The organism is Cupriavidus sp. YAF13 (genome assembly GCF_052113425.1).
Taxonomy (GTDB): Bacteria; Pseudomonadota; Gammaproteobacteria; order Burkholderiales; family Burkholderiaceae; genus Cupriavidus.
On the sequence record NZ_JBFRDD010000075.1, the window covers coordinates 1 to 19148 of the forward strand.

The 19148-nt window shown below is 65.8% G+C and carries 16 protein-coding genes, 1 tRNA gene and 1 pseudogene; 6 read left to right on the forward strand and 12 right to left on the reverse strand.

Going from position 1 to position 19148, the window contains the following annotated elements; genetic code table 11:
* From AB4061_RS36690 to AB4061_RS36700, 3 genes and pseudogenes are all read left to right on the forward strand, one after another.
* A pseudogene (locus AB4061_RS36690) lies at positions 1-267 on the forward strand (GTP 3',8-cyclase MoaA); the annotation flags it as partial.
* 88 nt (positions 268-355) lie between these two features.
* Complete coding sequence (gene moeA / locus AB4061_RS36695) at positions 356-1639, forward strand: molybdopterin molybdotransferase MoeA (protein WP_441641033.1); 1284 nt, start codon at positions 356-358, stop codon at positions 1637-1639.
* A 183-nt stretch (positions 1640-1822) separates the two neighbouring features.
* Positions 1823-2089 (forward strand): hypothetical protein, encoded by a 267-nt coding sequence (locus AB4061_RS36700; RefSeq protein ID WP_006158586.1) that lies wholly within the window; start codon positions 1823-1825, stop codon positions 2087-2089.
* Positions 2090-2167: 78 nt separating this feature from the next.
* On the opposite strand, the gene rmuC is transcribed toward AB4061_RS36700, so the two are convergent.
* The 6 genes from rmuC to AB4061_RS36730 form a co-directional block, all read right to left on the reverse strand.
* On the reverse strand, positions 2168-3637 hold the full coding sequence (rmuC, locus tag AB4061_RS36705) for a DNA recombination protein RmuC (protein WP_441641034.1): 1470 nt from the start codon (positions 3635-3637) through the stop codon (positions 2168-2170).
* A gap of 32 nt (positions 3638-3669) precedes the next feature.
* Positions 3670-4668 carry a 2-hydroxyacid dehydrogenase gene (locus AB4061_RS36710; RefSeq protein WP_441641035.1) on the reverse strand — a complete coding sequence of 333 codons (999 nt, stop codon included), beginning with the start codon at positions 4666-4668 and terminating at the stop codon, positions 3670-3672.
* Positions 4669-4676: 8 nt separating this feature from the next.
* Complete coding sequence (locus AB4061_RS36715) at positions 4677-6095, reverse strand: sodium:proton antiporter (RefSeq protein WP_441641036.1); 1419 nt, start codon at positions 6093-6095, stop codon at positions 4677-4679.
* 178 nt (positions 6096-6273) lie between these two features.
* Complete coding sequence (locus AB4061_RS36720) at positions 6274-6960, reverse strand: LutC/YkgG family protein (protein ID WP_441641037.1); 687 nt, start codon at positions 6958-6960, stop codon at positions 6274-6276.
* 101 nt (positions 6961-7061) lie between these two features.
* Complete coding sequence (gene pncB / locus AB4061_RS36725) at positions 7062-8240, reverse strand: nicotinate phosphoribosyltransferase (protein ID WP_441641038.1); 1179 nt, start codon at positions 8238-8240, stop codon at positions 7062-7064.
* Between the two features lie 63 nt (positions 8241-8303).
* Positions 8304-8837, reverse strand: a complete 534-nt coding sequence (locus AB4061_RS36730) for a hypothetical protein (protein ID WP_441641039.1) — start codon at positions 8835-8837, stop codon at positions 8304-8306.
* Positions 8838-9190: 353 nt separating this feature from the next.
* On the opposite strand from AB4061_RS36730, the gene fdxA reads away from it, so the two are divergent.
* The 3 genes from fdxA to AB4061_RS36745 all read left to right on the forward strand — a co-directional run bounded on the left by fdxA (position 9191) and on the right by AB4061_RS36745 (position 11007).
* The gene (gene fdxA, locus AB4061_RS36735) at positions 9191-9514 is read left to right on the forward strand and encodes a ferredoxin FdxA (protein WP_043347955.1); all 324 of its coding nucleotides are present in this window, start codon (positions 9191-9193) and stop codon (positions 9512-9514) included.
* A gap of 98 nt (positions 9515-9612) precedes the next feature.
* Complete coding sequence (locus AB4061_RS36740) at positions 9613-10722, forward strand: NAD(P)/FAD-dependent oxidoreductase (RefSeq protein WP_441641040.1); 1110 nt, start codon at positions 9613-9615, stop codon at positions 10720-10722.
* Between the two features lie 209 nt (positions 10723-10931).
* A tRNA-Asn gene (locus tag AB4061_RS36745) sits at positions 10932-11007 on the forward strand.
* Between the two features lie 156 nt (positions 11008-11163).
* Here AB4061_RS36745 and AB4061_RS36750 read toward each other — a convergent pair.
* The 6 genes from AB4061_RS36750 to AB4061_RS36775 form a co-directional block, all read right to left on the reverse strand.
* Positions 11164-12090: a tripartite tricarboxylate transporter substrate binding protein gene (locus AB4061_RS36750; protein WP_441641055.1), complete on the reverse strand. Its 927-nt coding sequence runs from the start codon at positions 12088-12090 to the stop codon at positions 11164-11166.
* 260 nt (positions 12091-12350) lie between these two features.
* A complete protein-coding gene (locus AB4061_RS36755) occupies positions 12351-12632 on the reverse strand; it encodes a hypothetical protein (protein WP_441641041.1) in 282 nt (93 codons plus the stop codon).
* Positions 12633-12707: 75 nt separating this feature from the next.
* On the reverse strand, positions 12708-14816 hold the full coding sequence (gene fusA / locus AB4061_RS36760) for an elongation factor G (protein WP_441641042.1): 2109 nt from the start codon (positions 14814-14816) through the stop codon (positions 12708-12710).
* A 201-nt stretch (positions 14817-15017) separates the two neighbouring features.
* Positions 15018-17426 carry a penicillin acylase family protein gene (locus tag AB4061_RS36765; RefSeq protein ID WP_441641043.1) on the reverse strand — a complete coding sequence of 803 codons (2409 nt, stop codon included), beginning with the start codon at positions 17424-17426 and terminating at the stop codon, positions 15018-15020.
* A complete protein-coding gene (locus AB4061_RS36770; protein ID WP_441641044.1) occupies positions 17423-18619 on the reverse strand; it encodes an SDR family oxidoreductase in 1197 nt (398 codons plus the stop codon). The genes AB4061_RS36765 and AB4061_RS36770 overlap by 4 nt, the downstream gene beginning before the upstream one ends.
* A 10-nt stretch (positions 18620-18629) precedes the next feature.
* Positions 18630-19142, reverse strand: a complete 513-nt coding sequence (locus AB4061_RS36775) for a MipA/OmpV family protein (protein ID WP_441641045.1) — start codon at positions 19140-19142, stop codon at positions 18630-18632.
* Between the last annotated feature and the right edge of the window lie 6 nt (positions 19143-19148).

A 19148-nucleotide genomic window follows, 5' to 3' on the forward strand; every position in this document is an offset into this window, starting at 1 on the left:
ATCTCCAGCGTCACCCACGCCTTCTGCGGCGACTGCAGCCGCATCCGCCTGTCGACCGAAGGCCGGCTCTACCTGTGCCTGTTCGCCACCGAAGGCTACGACCTGCGCGCGCTGCTGCGCGGCGAGCATAGCGACCTGGAAATCTCCAAYGCCATTGCCGSGGTCTGGCAAGGGCGCACCGATCACTACTCGGAACARCGCAGCGACCCCGCGGTGCGGCAGGYGCGTRCCGAGAACAAGATCGAGATGTCSTATATYGGCGGCTGACGGCATCTAAGCACCTAAGCAACGAAGCAACGAAGCGCCTCGGGCGCCGCAGTACCGCAGCCAATCCTGCCTATATCAAAACCGCTCCATGCCATCACTACAATCCGTCATTTCCTGCCTGTCCGACTACGATCCCGGTGCGTTGCCGGTGGCGCAGGCCAACCAGATCATCGGCGAGGTGGTCGAGCCCGTGAGGGGCACCGAGCAGGTCGCCCTGCGCACAGCGTTCGACCGCGTGCTGGCCGAAGACGTCATCTCCAGGCTGGACGTGCCCGCGCACGACAACGCCGCCATGGACGGCTATGCGTTCGCCAGCAGCGAGTTGGCCGCGGGCGGCAACGTGACCCTGACGGTGGTCGGCAGCGCCTTTGCCGGTGCTGCCTGCGAGCAAGCGGTCGCGCGCGGCCAGGCTGCGCGCATCATGACGGGCGCCATCATGCCGGCCGGCTGCGACACGGTGATTCCCCAGGAATTCGTCGACGTCGACGTCGAAGGCGAGCGGATTCGCTTTGACGCCAAGGCGGTACGGGCCGGCGACAACCGCCGCCTGCGCGGCGAAGACCTCGCCATCGGCCAGCCGGCACTGGCCGCCGGACGCATCCTGCAGCCGGCCGACCTTGGCCTGCTGGCGTCGCTGGGCGTGGCCGAAGTCAAGGTGCGGCGCCGCCTGCGCGTGGCGTTCTTCTCCACYGGCGAYGAACTGCGCTCCATTGGCGAGCCRCTCGATGCGGGCTGCGTCTACGACTCGAACCGCTACACGCTGCACGGCATGCTGCGGCGGCTGAACGTCGACCTGATCGACATGGGCGTGGTGCCCGACGATCCCGCCGCGCTYGAAGCGGCATTGCGCAGCGCGTGCGAAAACGCCGACGCGGTCATCACCTCGGGCGGCGTCTCGGTGGGAGAAGCCGACTACACCAAGCAGATCATGGCCCAGCTTGGCGATGTGACCTTCTGGAAGATCGCCATGCGCCCCGGGCGGCCCATGGCCTTCGGCCGCATYGCTTCCCACGGCCGCGAAGCGCTGCTGTTCGGCCTGCCAGGCAACCCAGTGGCRGTGATGGTGACSTTCTATCACTTCGTGCGGGCCGCCCTGCACCGCCAGATGGGCGCCAAGGTGGCGCCCCTGCCGCTGATGCGCGTGCGCAGCGCCCAGGCGATCCGCAAGAAACCTGGCCGCACCGAATACCAGCGCGGCATCCTGGCGCCGGCCCCGGARGGCGGCTGGCAGGTGAGCATCACCGGGCAGCAGGGCTCGGGCGTGCTGCGCTCGATGAGCGAGGCCAATTGCTTCATCGTGCTGGGGCACGAACAGGGCATGGTCGCCGCCGGCGACGAGGTCGAAGTCATGCTGTTCGACGGGCTGATGTAAGCGCTGGCAGAAAGCCCGCCACGGTACGCTGGCTGCACCTTTGTGTCGTTTTTGTGCAGCAGTTTTGCCGGGGTTTAGCAAGCATATTGGCGGTTTTCCGTACCCCGCGAGTGCCGGACTATGCGCCGCCCCCCCCATTGGATACACTTGCGCAACATTACTTTGCTTACTGCCCAAGCTGTCATGAATCAGGAGATTGCGTACCTCCACCCGGTCAAAACCGCCCGCGCGCTCGTGCTCGTGTACCTGTGTTTTTCGGTACCCATCGTCTCGCTGGGCCTGTTCGTGGCCTTTATCCGCTATGGCGACCTGCCCGGCATCACCGTCTTCACCGCACTGATTCTCAATGCGCTGATCGGTTTCGGCCTGCTCTGGCTCGCCTGCAAGGCCTACAACTGGGTGGCAGCGCGTTTCGGCGGCATCGAGGTGACAATCCGCGACTTGTCCTGAACCGGCCAGCCGCCGAAACGTAAAAAGCGCATCGAATCGATGCGCTTTTTTTTGCCCGGCGCCAGCGTTCTTTGCCCCTCAACCGCCTGCGGCCTCGTCATCCGCCACGGCGGCCAGGCCGAGCAGTTCCTGCGCGTTCTCGCCCGGCAACGCTTCCACGGTGCGCAGCTTGCGCTCCATCTGGCGCGTACGCACCTCGGCCTGCTCGATGTTGCGGGCAGCGCGTTCCAACGTGTCGCGGGTCTTGGCCAGCACATCGCCGAACTTGCCGAACTCGGTCTTGACCGCGCCCAGCACCTCCCAGACTTCGCTTGAGCGGCGCTCCAGCGCCAGGGTGCGGAACCCCATCTGCAAACTGTTGAGCAACGCGGCCAGCGTGGTCRGCCCGGCTACTGTCACGCGGAAATTGCGCTGCAGCAGGTCGGCCAGCCCCGGGCGCCGCAAGACTTCGGCATATAAGCCCTCGGTGGGCAGGAAGAGGATGGCGAAGTCCGTGGTGGCCGGCGGCGACACGTATTTCTCGGAGATCGTCTGGGCCTCGCGCTTGATCGCGGCTTCCAGTTCGCGCCCGGCCAGCGCCACGCCATCGACATCGCCGCGTTCCTGCGCGTCGAGCAGGCGCTCGTACTGATCCTTTGGGAACTTGGCATCGATCGGCAGCCACACCTGCCCACCGGCAGCGTCCTTGCCCGGCAGGCGAATCGCAAACTCCACGCGCGCACCGGTATTGCGCACCGTCTCCACGTTCTTGGCGTACTGCTCGGCGGTTAGCACCTGCTCAAGCAACATCTCCAGCTGCACTTCGCCCCATGTCCCGCGCGACTTGACGTTGGTCAGCACCCGCTTGAGGTCGCCCACGCCCTGAGCCAGCGCCTGCATTTCGCCAAGGCCCCGGTGCACCTGCTCGAGCCGGTCCGAGACCAGCTTGAAGGACTCGCCCAGCCGCTGCTCCAGCGTGGCGTGCAGCTTCTCATCGACGGTGCGGCGCATCTCCTCGAGCTTGGCCGCGTTGTTGACCTCGATCTCCTTGAGCCGCTGCTCCAGCGTGGCGCGCACTTCGCCCAGGCGGCGCTCGTTGCCCTCGGACATCTGCGCCAGCTGCTGCTGCAGCCCGTCACCAAATCGGCGCAGCGCGCTGCCTTGCTCGTCGCGCGCCTGCTGGCCCTGTTGCAGCAGGTTCTGCCGGACCTGCTCGAGCTGCTGGGCGTTGGACTCGGTCAGCTTGGCAAGCTGCTGCGCGAACATGTCGATCTGGTTGTTCTGCAGCGTGGCGATACTGGTGAGCTGCGAGGACAGAGCCTGCTGGAAACGCACCATCTGCTGGCCGGCTTCGCCACGGCCGACGCGCGCGCTCTCAGTCACCTCGGTGCGCAGCTCGCGCTCCAGGCGCTCATTGCCGCGCGCGCCTTCGGCGCGCAGATCGGCGAGCTGGCGCAACAGCTCCGGGCCGGCACCGTCCTGTGCCACGCGGGGTCGCAGCAGCAACACCACCAGCAGCAGCACGGCGGCCAGTGCAAGGGCCAGGGTCAACAGAGAAATCAAGGTCATGAACAGGTTGGCAGGTGTTGGCAGCGAGAGGATCAGCGGCGGTGCGCCATCACTTCGGGATTGATCACGGAAGGCGGCTGCCCTGCCTGCGGTCCCACGCCGAGCGCGGCGATCAGGTTGTCAGCGGCCAGATCCGCCATAGCGCGGCGAGTCTTCTCCGAGGCGCTGGCGATATGCGGGGTCAGCACCACGTTGGGCACCGTCAGCAGGTCGGGATGGACCTGCGGCTCGCCCTCGAACACGTCGAGCCCGGCAGCGAAGATGCGCCGTTCGCGCAGCGCCTGGGCCAGCGCGGCATCGTCGACGACACCGCCGCGCGCCAGGTTGACCAGCGTGGCCGACGGCTTCATCTGCGCCAGCTCGGCCGCGCCGATGCTGTGATGGCTCTGCGCGCTATACGGCAGCACCAGCAGCAAATGATCGGACTGTGCCAGCAGCTCGGCCTTGCTGACGTAGCGCGCGTTGAGCGCATGCTCGGTGTCACGGGCCAAGCGGCTGCGGTTGTGATAGAGCACCGACATGCCAAACCCCGCAGCACGGCGTGCCAGGGCCTGGCCGATGCGGCCCATGCCAAGGATGCCGAGCGTGCTGCGATACAGGTCCATGCCGAGGAACATGTCATAGCTCCACCGCTCCCACTTGCCAGCACGCAGCCAGTGCTCGGACTCGGTCACGCGGCGCGCGGTCGCCATCAGCAAGGCCCAGCCGAAATCGGCCGTGGTCTCGGTCAGCACATCGGGCGTATTGGTGGCCACGATCCCGGCGGCGGTCAGCGCCGGCACATCAAGGTTGTTGTACCCCACCGCCATGTTGCAGACCGCGCGCAAGGCCGGCAGCCCGGCCACCAGCCCGGCATCGATGCGGTCCGCGGCATTGGCCAGCACACCGGACTTGCCGGCGAGGCGCGCCTTGAGCGCGGCGCCATCCAGCGTCACGTCCGGCTGGTTGTCGTCGACGTCGAAGTACTGCGCGAGCCGGTCGATCACTTCGGGAAAGACGGCGCGGGTCACGAGAACGGAAGGCTTGGTCATGCTCACACTCACACGCGAAAGAAGATAAAGGTCATCACCAGGAACAGCGGCACCAGCACGCAGATCGACCACAGCATGTAGCCGAAGAAGCTGGGCATGCGCACGCCGCGGCTTTCGGCAATTGCCTTGACCATCAGGTTGGGCGCGTTGCCGATATAGGTATTGGCGCCCATGAACACGGCGCCGGCCGAGATAGCCGCGAGCGTTGAGGCGTCGCGCGTCATCAGCGTGGCGGGGTCGCCGCCCGCGGTATTGAAGAACACCAGGTAGGTCGGCGCATTGTCCAGGAAGGACGAAAGAATGCCCGTGGCCCAGAAATACATGCTGTCGATGGGCTGGCCGCCGCTATCGCTGACCATGCGGATCACGCTGGCGAAGGCGCCGTCGGTGCCGGCCTTGAGCATGGCGATCACGGGAATGATGGTGAGGAAGATGCCGGCGAACAGCTTGCCGACTTCGAGGATCGGTTCCCAGTTGAATTCGTTGCCCGTGCGCGCCGTGGTCGGCGTGATCAGCAGGGACAGGAGCGCCACTACCACCAGCAACACATCGCGCACCGCTGCCGGCAGGCCGACCATGGTGCCCATCACGTTGAATTCAATGCCGGGCTTCCACAGCCCGCTCATCAACACCAGGCCCACCACCGCCAGCAGCAGCACGAAATTGCGCTTGCCCTCGATGCGGATGCCCGCGGAATCGGGCGTGGGGTCCGCTGCCTGCGGCAACTCCTCTTCCTTGTTCAGGTAGTAGTGGCGATCGACGAAATAAAAAATCACCAGCAGTGCGATGCAGATGAACAGCGTCTCAGGCAGGATGTTGCGCAGGGTCCAGAAGAAATCCACGCCTTTCAGGAAACCCAGGAACAGCGGCGGATCGCCCAGTGGCGTCAGCGCGCCGCCCGCATTGGCCGCCAGGAAAATAAAGAACACCACTACGTGCGCCACATGCCTGCGGTTGTCGTTGGCGCGCAGCAGCGGCCGGATCAGCAGCATGGCGGCGCCGGTGGTGCCCATCAGGCTGGCCAGCACCGTGCCGAGCGCCAGCAGGCCGGTATTCAGGCGCGGCGTGCCGTGCAGGTTGCCACGCACGCAGATGCCGCCGGCCACGATATAGAGCGCGGCGATCAGCGCGATAAAGGGGATGTACTCCGACAGCAGCGCGTGCACGGCATTGGCGGCGGCGGCATGCATGCCGAAAGCCTGCGCGAACGGTACCAGGAACAGYACTGCCCAGGCTGCGATGATCTTGCCGTAGTGGTGATGCCAGAAGCGCGGCGCGATCAGCGGGAACAGCGCGATCGACAGCAAGGTGCCGGCGAAGGGCAACGCCCACATTGGCGACAGCGTGGCGCCGTCGAGATCGGCGGCATGGACCAGGCTCGGGGCCAGCGTGAACAGCAGGGGTAGCAGTGCGGCGGCACGTCGCATCGGGCGGGATCTCCTTGTATCGGATTGCGTCACCCAGGGCCTGATGGCGGCCGCGAGCGGAGAAAGCGCACGAGCCCGAATGGCCCGGCAAGCGGGCCGCAGGCGCGCGGCGAGACCCTCAAGTGTAAAGCAATCGCCGCACGGCTCCGCCGATTCCGGACGCCCTGGACTGCCGCGCTCAGTCCTGCTCGACGAGGATCACGTGCACGCGGTACGGGCCGTGCGCGCCAAGCACGATGGTCTGCTCGATGTCGCCGGTGCGCGAAGGCCCGCTGATGGTATTGGTGGCACGGGGCAGCTCCCCGCGCTCGCTGCGCACCAGCGCGAAGGCGTCCTCCAGGCCATCGACGATGCGCGAGACCGGCACCACCGCGATATGCGTCTCCGGCAGCAGCGCCGCCGAAGCGAAGGTCTGCGGGCCGGACAGCAGCATCAGCGAGCCGGTCTCGGCAATCGCGCAAAAGCAGCCCGTGATGCCGACCATGTCGCCATGGTCGTGATCGGCCTGCGCATCGCGGACGGGCGGGCGGCACTCCACGGCCAAGCCCTGCCCTTGCCAGTCCAGTGCCGCCAGGGTGTCCCAGGCCACGGCGCGGCGGGCCAGGCCAAGGCTGTCCAGGTAGCGCGCGGCTGCGGCCGGCACATCGGCCATCGTGGCCACCCGCTCCACCGTGGAGGCCATTTTCTGCGCCTGCTCGTGGAAGGCCTGGATCCGGTCCACCGGCGCCGGCGGACGGGGGCCGGCGGGATGGCGCGCGAGATAGTCGGCCACCGCCGCGCGCTCGCCGTTGCTCACCCCTGGCGCGCGGCCCTGGGCGGCGCGGATGCGGGCAAAGATGCGATCGCGGGCGGAGGTGGTGTCCATGAGTTCGATTTCCGGAGGTTGGCGGCTTGGAGGCTTGGTGGCCTATTGGCTTAGTGGATCTGGAGGCTGCGGCGACGGCGCGCTTGCATCGAACGCGAACGCTACGCCGGCGCCTTGATGCCGAACACCTGCCGCAGGTACGCCAGGTAGGCGGGATCGTCGCACATGGTCTTCTCGGGCGTGTCCGACAGCTTGGCCACGGGCTGTCCATTGCAGCGGGTCATCTTGATGACGATCTGCAGCGGCGTGTAGCCAAGATCGTTGGTCAGGTTGGTGCCCACGCCGAAGGCAAGCCGGCAGCGCCCGCCAAAGCGTTCGTACAGCTCGATCACGCGCGGGATGTCGAGGCTGTCGCTAAATATCAGCGTCTTGCCCAGCGGGTCGACGCGGCTGGCGGCGTAGTGTGCCAGCATGCGTTCGCCCCAGGCGATCGGGTCGCCGGAATCGTGCCGCACGCCGTCGAACAGCTTGCAGAAGTACAGGTCGAAATCGCGCAGGAAGGCGTCAAAGCCATAGGTATCGGACAAGGCAATGCCGAGATCGCCGCGGTATTCCTTGGCCCAGACTTCCAGCGCGAACACCTGCGAGTCGCGCAGCCGCGGCCCCAGGGCCTGGCAGGCCTGCAGGTATTCATGCGCCATGGTGCCGAGCGGAACCAGGTTATGCGTGCGCGCGAAATGCACATTGCTGGTGCCGGCCAGTTGCGGGCCGAGTACCCGGCGCATGGTATGCAACACCTCTTCCTGCCAGTCGCGCGAAAAGCGGCGACGCGAGCCATAGTCGGCGATCACGCAGTCCGCATGGGCAGGCATCTTCAGCAAGGCCAGTTTGTCTTCCAGGCGCTTGCGCCCTTCGTTCCAGTCGGGCCGCGGCTGGGTGCGGCGGAAATAGACCTCGTTGACAATGGCCAGCAACGGCACCTCGAAGAGGATGGTATGCAGCCACGGCCCGCGAATGGTGATCTCGATCTCGCCGCTGCCGGGGGCGGCGGGCGCGATCGTCACGTATTTCTCGTTGAGGTGGAACAAGCCGAGGAAGTCGACGAAATCGCTCTTGATAAAGCGTAGCTCGCGCAGGTATTGCAGCTCGTCCGGCGTAAAGCGGACCTGGCAGAGCTGCGCCACCTCTTCACGGATCTCGTCCACGTAGGGCGTCAGGTCGACCCCCGCGTTGCGGCATTTGAAGCGGTACTCAACCTGTGCCGCCGGGAAGTGATGCAGCACCACCTGCATCATGGTGAACTTGTACAGGTCGGTGTCGAGCAATGAGGTAATGATCATGTCGGGCCAAACGGCAGTGCCGGGTCAGAGCGCCATGCTACCCGAAAGCGCGGCGCTCTGGCCTCATGCGCCATCGAGGAAAGGATCAGGCTGGCGCCCCCGCGCGCTGCCGCGCAGGCACCACAGGAGCTGCCCGCGATAGCCCGGGCAGCCAACCAGCGTGGCCTGCGCCCGGGGCACTTCGGCGGGCAGCGGTTCGGCGAAGATTGCCGAACGGGCCGTGATGCGCTCCTGGTAGACCCGCTGCGTGCCGCGACGGAACACCAGCACCTGCACCGGCGTGCCGCGCTCGGGCTGCAGGCTGGCGTCGCATGGCAGAAAGCCGGCCTGGCCGCAGTTGGCCATGCCCTCCCCCGCCGCCTCGACCACCACGCCGAAATCATCCCAGTCAAAGAGCGCCAGCGCACTCAGGGATACCGGCCTGTCGCTCATCGTGCGCCAGGCCATCAGGCGGGCCACCACGCTGTCCGGCGGTCCGGCCTTGGCCAGCGTCTGCGCATGCGCGGCTGGCAGGGCCAGCGCCGCCAGGCATAGCAAGGCGCTCACCGCCTGGCTGAAACGGCAGCTGCGCGGCGACTCCCGGACTGGTCTTGGCATGGCGCACTCCTCACTCGGTTGGGCACGCGGCAATACCGCGCAGGCAAGCTCAGGCAGCATACAACGGCAACGCCGCACCGGCCAGAGAAGCACATCGGCAGGCGTGACGCCAACTGTCTTGGATCAAATGCACATAAAGAAATAAGAAAACTATCTGATCTGGCTATATAGAGCGACTACCCTAGCGTTATGGCTCAGCTACAATATCGGTCTTTGATAGGCCACGGCCTTCGCTCGCGCTGCGTATGGTGAACCCGGTGAACGCTGGGTTGGACCCGCACCGGCGTGATGAGCAAGGCACAACAGGCCAAATCCATTCCCATCGAAGCCGATCCCGTTTTTCTGGAACCGAAATGACTCACGTTGTCACCGAATCCTGCATCCGTTGCCGCTATACCGACTGCGTTGACGTGTGTCCGGTCGATTGTTTCCGCGAAGGCCCCAACTTCCTCGCCATCGACCCGGATGAGTGTATCGACTGCGCGGTGTGCGTGGCGGAATGCCCGGTCAACGCGATTTACGCCGAGGAAGACGTGCCGGGCGACCAGCAACAGTTCATCGACCTGAACGCCGAACTGGCACGCAACTGGCCCTCCATCACCAAGACCAAGGCCCCGCTGGCCGAAGCCGAGGAATGGAAGGACACGGCCGAGAAGCTGCAGTACCTGCAACGCTGATACCTGCAACACCAAAAGACAGGTCAGAAAGCCGTCCCCACCCACGCGCTTTCCCGTAATGCCGGGCACGCCTGTGCCCACAACGTATCAGGACGAATATGGACTTGAGCATCCCTAATCCCGTCGCCGACGCCACCAACCACGTTGCCGTCGGCAACGCTGGCGGCGGTCACCCGCTGGAAATCGACGCGCTGATCGTCGGTGCCGGTCCGGTCGGGCTCTTCCAGGTCTTCGAACTGGGCCTGCTCGAAATCAAGGCGCACGTGATCGACTCCCTCAAGGTGGTCGGCGGCCAGTGCGTGGAGCTCTATCCGGACAAGCCTATCTACGACATCCCGGCCGTGCCTATCTGCACCGGCCAGGAACTGACGGACAACCTGCTCAAGCAGATCGAGCCGTTCGAGCCGACCTTCCACCTGGGCCAGGAAGTGGCTGTGGTGGAGCGCCGCGAAGACGGCCGCTTCTTCGTCGAAACCTCGCTCGGTACCCGCTTCATCACCAAGACCATCTTCATCGCCGCCGGCGTGGGTTCATTCCAGCCGCGCACGGTCAAGGTGGATGGCATCGACAAGTTCGACGGCAAGCAGCTGTTCTACCGCGTCAAGGATCCGAGCCGCTTCCACGGCCGCAACCTGGTCGTGGTCGGCGGTGGCGACTCCGCGCTCGACTGGACGCTGGACCTGGTCGGCAAGGCCGAATCCGTGGTGATGATCCATCGCCGCGACGGCTTCCGCGCCGCGCCGGCATCGGTCGCCAAGATGAAGGACTTGTGCGAGCAGATGGAGATGCAGTTCTTGGTGGGCCAAATCAGCGGCTACGAGGAAAAGGACGGCCTGCTCACAGAGATCAAGGTGACGGGCGCCGACGGCGTGACCCGCCGCCTGCCGCTCGACGACCTGCTGGTGTTCTTCGGCCTGTCGCCCAAACTGGGCCCGATCGCCGAATGGGGCCTGGACCTGGAGCGCAAGCAGATCAAGGTGGACACGGAGAAGTTCGAGACCAACATCCCGGGCATCTTCGCGGTGGGCGACATCAATACCTACCCCGGCAAGAAGAAACTGATCCTCTCGGGCTTCCATGAAGCCGCGCTGGCCGCCTTCGGCGCCGCGCCCTACATCTTCCCCGAGAAGAAGATCCACATGCAGTACACGACCACTTCGCCGAAGCTGCACAAGATCCTCGGCGTCGATTCGCCGGTGTTCGACTGAGCCTGGCGCGCCTGGCTCAGTGCTTGATGCAAAAAATCGCCCTTCGGGGCGATTTTTTTATGGCACAGATCTAAAAGACCTTCTATAATGCGGCCCTGCCTCGGAACATCGGGGCGGAACCAGAAGTTCCGCAGCACCGGCAGTAAGAAATTACGGCGCAGGTGTTGACGGATAAACGAGAAACTGGTTAAAATCCTTTTCTCAGCTGTTCCCTGATAGCTCAGTTGGTAGAGCGACGGACTGTTAATCCGCAGGTCGCTGGTTCGAGCCCAGCTCGGGGAGCCAAAGAATGTGAAAGGCCCGCAAGAAATTGCGGGCCTTTTCCATTTGTGCGTCGGACTTGCCCGATGCATCATGCTTCGGCGCCGCAGCTCCGCACCCAGCCGCGGAACCGCTGCGGGTCCAAGCCCCGCAGCCACATCCCGCCCAGCCAAGCTCCCCCTACTCGATCGCAATGCCGTTCTGCTTGACCAGCCGCGCCCATCGCGTCAGTTCGGTTTGCAGGAATTGCCCGAAGGCCTGCGGACCGCTGCCGACCGGCACCACGCCGAGATCCAGCAGCCGGGCATGGACCTTGGGATCGTTGACCGCGGCCTGCACGGCCGCTGCCAGCCGCTCCACCACCTGCGGCGGCGTGCCCTTGGGCACGAAGAAGCCATTCCACTCCAGCACGTCGAAGCCCGCCAGCCCGCTTTCCACCAGCGTCGGCACGTCAGGCAATGCCGGCATGCGCTTGGCGGAAGTCACCGCCAGCGCCCGCAGCTTGCCGGCCTTCACATAGGGCAAGCCCGACGCCGCGTTGGCGAAGTAGGCATCGACCTGCCCGCCCATCACGTCGGTCAGCGCCGGCGCGCCGCCTTTGTACGGCACATGCAGCAGGTCGACCTTGGCCTGGCTCTTTAGCAGCTCCCCAACCATGTGCGCGGGGCTGCCGGGACCGTACGACGCGTAGGTTGTCTTGCCGGGATGCAGACGTGCGTAGCCAAGGAACTCGCCAACCGTCTTGTAGGGGGCGTTGGGCGGCACCACCAGGATATTGGGCGCCGAGACCGCCAGCGAGACCGGCAGAAAATCCTTGGCCGCATCGAACGGCAGCTTGCGCAGCGCCGGATTGACAACGAAGGTGGACGCGTCGTATAGCACCACATAGCCGTCGGCCGGCGCCTGGGCGACCGCCGCGGCGCCGATGGTGCCGCTGGCGCCGGGCTTGTTGTCGATCACCACCTGCTGCTTGAGCAGCACGCTCATCTGGGCGGTGATGACGCGCGCCGCATTGTCCGCGCCGCCGCCCGCCGAATAAGGCACCACGACGCGAATCGGCTTGGAGGGATAGCTATCCACAGCCTGCGCCGCGACCAACGCCGGCAGGCCAAGGAACGCGGTGGCGAGCCACGCGGCAGGTTGCCGGCGCCGGCGGGCATGCACGGCCGGGGACGATGAGGCAAAACCCAACGGAAAGGCAGACGCAAAAGATGACCAGAAGGAACGCACAAGCGCTGACACGCTAGCCGGCAAACCCTGCTGCATATATTGTCTCCGAACGATTTTTGTGGCGCGGCACGATGCCGCGCCGATGTAATTGCAAAAGCGTACAGGATGATGCCTAAGCGTGCCGAGGGGCGTGGGTTCTAGACTGGCGCCTGCCCTGAAGGCCGCCCGAACAGGCCGCATTCGAGATCGCTCTCGAACTCCTCGATCCAGCCGGACCCTTCGCTCGCGTCATAGGCGCTCTGCGCATCCATCGCGGGGCGCCGCACGCTGACCTGGCGTTGCGCCGGGTCGCCGTCATCGGGCTGGAAGCCTTCGTCAGTGATCTCGAAGTCCTCCGGCACAAAGCCGAGCCGCGTGCACAGGGTCACGACGTCTCGTTGCTCGTCCTGGGGGAATTGGGAAAACGGATGCTTGGCCATTGCACTCTCCCATCAAGTCGATGTGGCGCCGCATGGCGAGCGGCGCCATTTCCCTGCCCGGCCACTCCATGCACGCTAGCGCGTGTGCCGGCTGTTGATGACCGCCTCGGCCACGCTCGCCGGGGCTTCCGTGTAGTGCTTGAACTCCATGGTGTAGGTGGCGCGGCCCTGGGTCAGGGACCGCAGCGAGGTCGAGTAACCGAACATGGTGGCCAGCGGCACTTCTGCGCGCACCGACTTGCCGCCACCGCCCGCGATGTCCTCCATGCCGTGCACGATACCCCTGCGCGACGACAGGTCGCCCATCACGTTGCCAGTGAATTCCTCGGGCGTTTCGACCTCCACTGCCATCATCGGCTCGAGCAAGATCGGCTTGGCGCGGCGCATGCCCTCCTTGAACGCCATCGAGCCGGCCATGCGGAAGGCGTTTTCGTTGGAGTCGACATCGTGATAGGAGCCGAATACCAGCGTGGCCTTGACGTCCACCACCGGGTAGCCGGCCAGCACGCCCGACGCCAGCGTTTCGCGGATGCCCTTGTCCACGGCGGGAATGAACTCGCGCGGCACCACGCCGCCCTTGATGGCGTCGACGAACTCATAGCCCTTGCCCGGCGCCTGCGGCTCCAGATCGAGCACCACGTGGCCATACTGGCCGCGCCCACCGGACTGCTTGACGAACTTGCCTTCGATGTCCTTCACCCCCTGCTTGATGGTCTCGCGGTAAGCCACCTGCGGCTTGCCGACCGAGGCCTCCACGCCAAACTCACGGCGCATGCGATCCACCAGGATTTCCAGGTGAAGCTCGCCCATGCCGGAGATAATGGTCTGGCCCGATTCCTCGTCGGTATGCACGCGGAACGAGGGGTCTTCCTGCGCCAGGCGATTCAGCGCCAGGCCCATCTTCTCCTGGTCTGCCTTGGTCTTGGGCTCGACCGCCTGCGAGATCACCGGGTCCGGGAAGCTCATGCGTTCGAGGATGATCACATGATCGGGATCGCATAGCGTGTCACCGGTGGTGGCCTCTTTCAGCCCGACCGCCGCGGCAATGTCGCCAGCGCGCACTTCCTTGATTTCGCTGCGCACATTGGCGTGCATCTGCAGGATCCGCCCCAGCCGCTCCTTCTTTTCCTTGACCGGGTTGTAGACCGTGTCGCCGGAGTTCACCACGCCCGAGTAGACGCGGAAGAAGATCAACTGCCCGACGAAGGGATCGGTCATGATCTTGAAGGCCAGCGCGGAGAACGGCTCATCGTCATTGGGATGGCGCTCAGCCTCCTTGTCGTCCTCGGTATGGCCAAGAATCGCGGGCACGTCCGCCGGCGACGGCAGGTAGTCGATCACCGCATCGAGCAGCGTCTGCACGCCCTTGTTCTTGAACGCGCTGCCGCACAGCATCGGCACGATCTCGTTGGCAACGGTGCGCTTGCGCAGCGCGGCCCTGATCTCGTCCTCCGTCAGCGGCTCGCCGCCGAGGTACTTGTGCAGCAGCTCATCGCTGGCTTCCGCCGCGGCCTCGACCATCTTCTCGCGCCACTCCTTGGCCAGTTCCAGCAGTTCGGGCGGCACCTCGCGATATTCGAAGTGCAGGCCCTGGCTGGTGTCGTCCCAGACGGTCGCCTTCATCTTGACCAGGTCGATCACGCCCTGGAAGCCTTCCTCGGCGCCGATCGGTATCTGGACCGGCACCGGCGCGCCCTTGAGGCGCTCGGCAATCTGCGAGCGCACCCGGAAGAAGTCCGCACCGACACGGTCCATCTTGTTGACAAAGGCGATGCGCGGCACCTTGTATTTGTTGGCCTGCCGCCAGACCGTTTCCGACTGCGGCTGCACCCCGCCCACCGCGTCGTAGACCATGCAGGCACCATCGAGCACGCGCATCGAGCGCTCTACCTCGATCGTGAAATCCACGTGCCCGGGGGTGTCGATGATATTGATGCGATGTTCAGGATAATTGCCGGCCATCCCCTTCCAGAACGCCGTGGTGGCGGCCGAGGTGATGGTGATGCCGCGCTCCTGCTCTTGCTCCATCCAGTCCATGGTGGCCGCGCCGTCGTGGACTTCGCCGATCTTGTGGTTGACCCCGGTGTAGAAGAGGATGCGTTCGGTGGTGGTGGTCTTGCCGGCGTCGATATGCGCGCTGATACCGATGTTCCGATAGCGCTCGATGGGGGTTTTGCGGCTCACGGTGATCTCCTGGTAGGCATCACTCAAAAGAGTAACACTTCTACAGGCGCCGCACCGTAAGGCACGCCCCGGGCGGCTCGCCGGGCCGGCAGGGCCATTGCCCGCCCACGCGCCCTAGCTCGTGCGCCGGCGGCAAGTACCGCCGGCATCACGTTCACGCCAGCACCAGGCGGGCAAGCGCGCCGCGTGCGGGGGCTCCCTTCATTGCGCGATCTGCCTCTCGCTGAAACCAGGGTCGGCGTTGATCTCGGCATCGGTGAATGGCAGGGCGATCCAGCGCTTGCCGGAAAAACGCTCGGTCTGGTCGGCGGCATGCGGCGACGCCGGGTCCGACGACTGCGAATAGGCAAGGAACGCTTCGGCATGCGGCCCCGCAACGCTGAATGACACCACTTGCAGGTAACTGGTGCCATGCACGACCTCGCGCTTGCCATCGGGCAGATCCCGGGTTTCCATCATGTTGTAGACACCCAGCGCATCGGCGCCACCATGGATCGGAACCCTGCGCGCGCCGCGCTGTGCGCCCTGCACCTCACCCCAGGTGATATCGGGGCGCATGCCAGTGCTATCCACCGCATGCACCGCGTCGGCCAGCGCCCGCAGCAGCAGCCCCGCGGCGGCGGCATCGCCCAGCTTCAGGCCACGCGGCGTGCGGGCCGGGTCGCGCGCATCGAACGGCACGGCCCAGACCGAGGGTTGCATGCTGATGGCGGCGAAGAACTTCTCGAAATAGAGATAGCCAATGTTGCTGCCCAGCTCGGCCCGTCGATCCCATTGCGCCAGGCGTTCGCAGGCGGCGCCCAGCCTGACCGGCACGCCAGCGCGCGTCTGCGCCACCGGCGTGGTGCGGCACAGCGCGAGCACGTCGTCCATCACCTGCTCCGCGAAGTACACACGATTGCTGAGGGTCATGTCCTTGAGTTGCGCCAGCGTCATGCGGCGCCCCGGCAGGCCATCGCTGCCCGCGAGCCGGGCTTCCAGCTGCGCGATGCCAATGCGCGTGCGCCCGCCTTGCGGATAGCCGGACTGGCTCACCAGGGGCGAGTACCCGGTGATCGGCGCGGCCGGCTGGGTCAGCCAGGCGCTGTCGTTCGCGTTCTGCACGTAGTCGTGGCGCTCGATGGCCGGCAGATGCGCGGCGTCAACGATGCCGCGTTGCGGCGTGTCTGGATAATCGCCCCAATGGCATAACTGCGTGCCGCGCAGCACAAACCTGCCTGCCGCCGTGCCGCGCCCGCATTGGGCAAGCTGAGCCTCGCTGACATTGGGCACCGGCGTTGCCGCCATGAACAATGCCGTGCCGCCGCTGTCCACCGCGATGGTGTTGTTCCAAGGATTGCCAAGGACACGCTCGACCGACTCCCTGAGCTGCCGCAGCGAACGCGCACTGTTTATCGCGTGCCACTGGGCCAGCATCCGGTGGTTCTCGGTATTGGCATCGCGCAAGGCGTAGGCCTTGGCCGCGCTCCAGCCGTAGCCTGGCACGCTGTCCGGCAGCGCCAGCACCATGCCGAAATCGCTTAAGTAAAACGTGTGCGACTCTTGCACGATGGTGCCGTCGGCGCGCCGCACGTCGATCGTCACCAGCTGGCGCCGCATCGGCCGGTAAGCGCCGCCCACGCGGTAGCGCGTGGGATCGGCCGGATCGAGCTCCAGCTCGAACAAGGTTTCGTGCGCGGAGGACGTCGTGGTATGGGTCCAGGCAAACTCGCGCGTGAAGCCGATGCCAACCAGCGGTATGCCCGGCAGCGTGGCGCCCATCACATCCATGCGGCCCGGCAGCGTGAGATGCAATTGCACCATGCGCGTAATGCCCTGCCAGGGAAAGTGGGGATTGCCCAGCAGCATGCCCTGGCCATTCTCGGTAGCATCGCGGCCCAGGGCCACGCCGTTGCTGCCGGTCCGATAGGCGCTCGCGCGTCCTGCCACCGCCGCTTGCGCTAGCGCGGCCCGCGCGCGTCGCGCCGGCTCGGGCGCCGCATCGGCATGCGGCGGCTCGGCAGCCACCAGCCATGGGGCGAAAGCCACCGCGCCGTCCAGCGAGGTGTAGAAGCGCATCAGGCGCAACAGGTCGCGCTCGGTGATATCCCGCACCCACGGTGCGTTGCGGCAGGCCTGAGGCAAAGCCAGCCGGCCGGTTTCCTTCAGGAAGCGGTTGTAGCCCGCCACATAGCCCTTGAGCAGCTGGCGCACTTCGAGCGGCTGCGCGCGCCACGCGTCGTCAAGCGCGCTGGCCTGGTTGAGCTGCGCGTAGAAGAAATCGGAGCCGCGGTTGTCGAAGAGCCGGTCCGGGTCAGCCATTGCGCTGCCGCCCAGGTAGCGCGCGCGCTCGCCCGCCACCGTCAGGAACTGGTCGGCCAGCACGCACACGCTATCCTCCGCCTGCGCATAGCCCACGCCGAAACCCAGGCTCGCTTCATCGTTGGCCATCACATGCGGCACGCCGTAGCTCGTGCGGCGAATCTGCGCGCGGTAGCGCTCGCCCTGTGCCTGCCCGCCCTCATCCCCGCCGCTGCCGCAGGCGGCCAGCACGGCACAGAGCCCGCCCGCCAGCACCGTGCCACGGCCAATGCCGACGCAGGCGGCCACGGCGCAACGCATGCCCATCATGACTTGAAATCCCAGCTCATCTGCTCGAGGATGCCGACGCCGCGCGACGTGCGCATGCATTCGCTGACATAGTCCGTGATCGACAAGGGCTCGAAATCGATCTCCTCCCGGATGCGCCCGTTGTCGAAGACATAGCCAAGCTCGGCAAAGCCAGAGTACAGCCGCAGTGCGCGCTCGATCAGGCGGCGGTTGCTGATGCGCTCCTTGCGCGCCACGTCACTCGCCAGCGCAGGTAGCTCGCTGGCCGGGCACCTGCGATAGGCAGGCTCGCCATCGCTCGCGACCGCCTCGTCCATGGCCGCGATCACCTGCGCGATGGTGGGCGCGCGCGCGCCGGCCGAGAGATGGTAGGCATCGAAGGCTAGCTCGGGCTTGACCGCGAGCCGCAGCAGCGCCCGCGCGCAGTCGTCCACCGCGATCACGTCGATGCGGGTATGCGGGCCCGCGGTGTAGCGGCGCGATTGGTGGATGATCCGGAAGAGCCAGAAGATGCTGGCCGAGGGCTGCGTGCCCAGCACGGTATGCCCCACCACGATGGAGGGACGCGCCACCACCAGCGGCAGGCCGGGAAAACTGTTGCGCAGCAGCACCTCCACTTCCTGCTTGCTGCGCGTGTAAGGCACCAGGTGGCTGAGATCGCTGGTGCCGCCATGGCCGGCATCCCGCTCGGCAATGCGCGGCCCGCGCTGCGTGCCGCAAGCCATGGCGGTGCCGACATGAATGAAGCGCCGCAGGGCTGCGCTGCCCGCGAAGCGCGAGGCAAAGCGCAACGTATCTTGCACGTTGATGCGCGTGACCTGCGCATCGGCGGAGAACGAGGCCATCGCGGCGCAGTTGATGACATGGGTGACACCGGCAAGGCGCGCCTGCGCGGCAGGCGCAAAATCGCTGTCCAGCGCGCCAAGCAACACGTTGTCCTCGGTGAGCCAGTCCACTCGGCTGCGCAACAGGCCGCATTGGATGGCGTTCTCGCGCAGGCGAGCCAGTGCATCTTCGGCATCCACGCCGCGCACCAGGCAGAGCAAGCGCCGGGCCAGGCCGGCGTTGATGGCGGCCACCATTACATTGCCGCCGATAAAGCCGGTGGCGCCGGTCAGCAGCAGCGAATCGACGCCGGGCAGGCGTGTGTCGCAGGCACCCGCACGGGCGGCAAGATCCTGCGCGGGCAGGCTGGCGTGCCAATCCCACATCATGGCGTTCTCCTCAGAACGTATAGTTGATCGAGCTCATGCCGAAGTACGACTGCTTGCTCTGCACAATCGGGCTTTTCGCGGCGTCCCCCAGCAGGCGTGTCGCCGCCACCAGGGTGCGCACCGACCATTCCTTGGAAAGGGCGTAGTTCCATGTGAGCGACAGCGTCGCGGCATCGGAGCCCGCCTTGGGGGCATACGCACTGAAGGCACTGTTGGCGGCCTGCGCATCGGTCACGCCGAACAGGGTCTGCATGTAGCGGCCCGAGCCGTAGTGCACGCTCGGACCGAGCGTCACGATGTGCGCGCCAGACTGGATCACCGGCATGACCAACCTTGCCACGCCCCCCTGAATTCTTGTTTGCTCTTGCACGGATGCTCCGCCTTGATGTCGAAGCACGCAGATTAAGGATGGCGCGCCGGGCTGTCTGTCCCGAAATCGCGCGAAATCTTGTTCAATTGTGCAAATTTGTCCTGAAGCGTCTCCGGCACCCAATACAAGTCGTTCGCCGGATAGAATCGGCACTTTTCT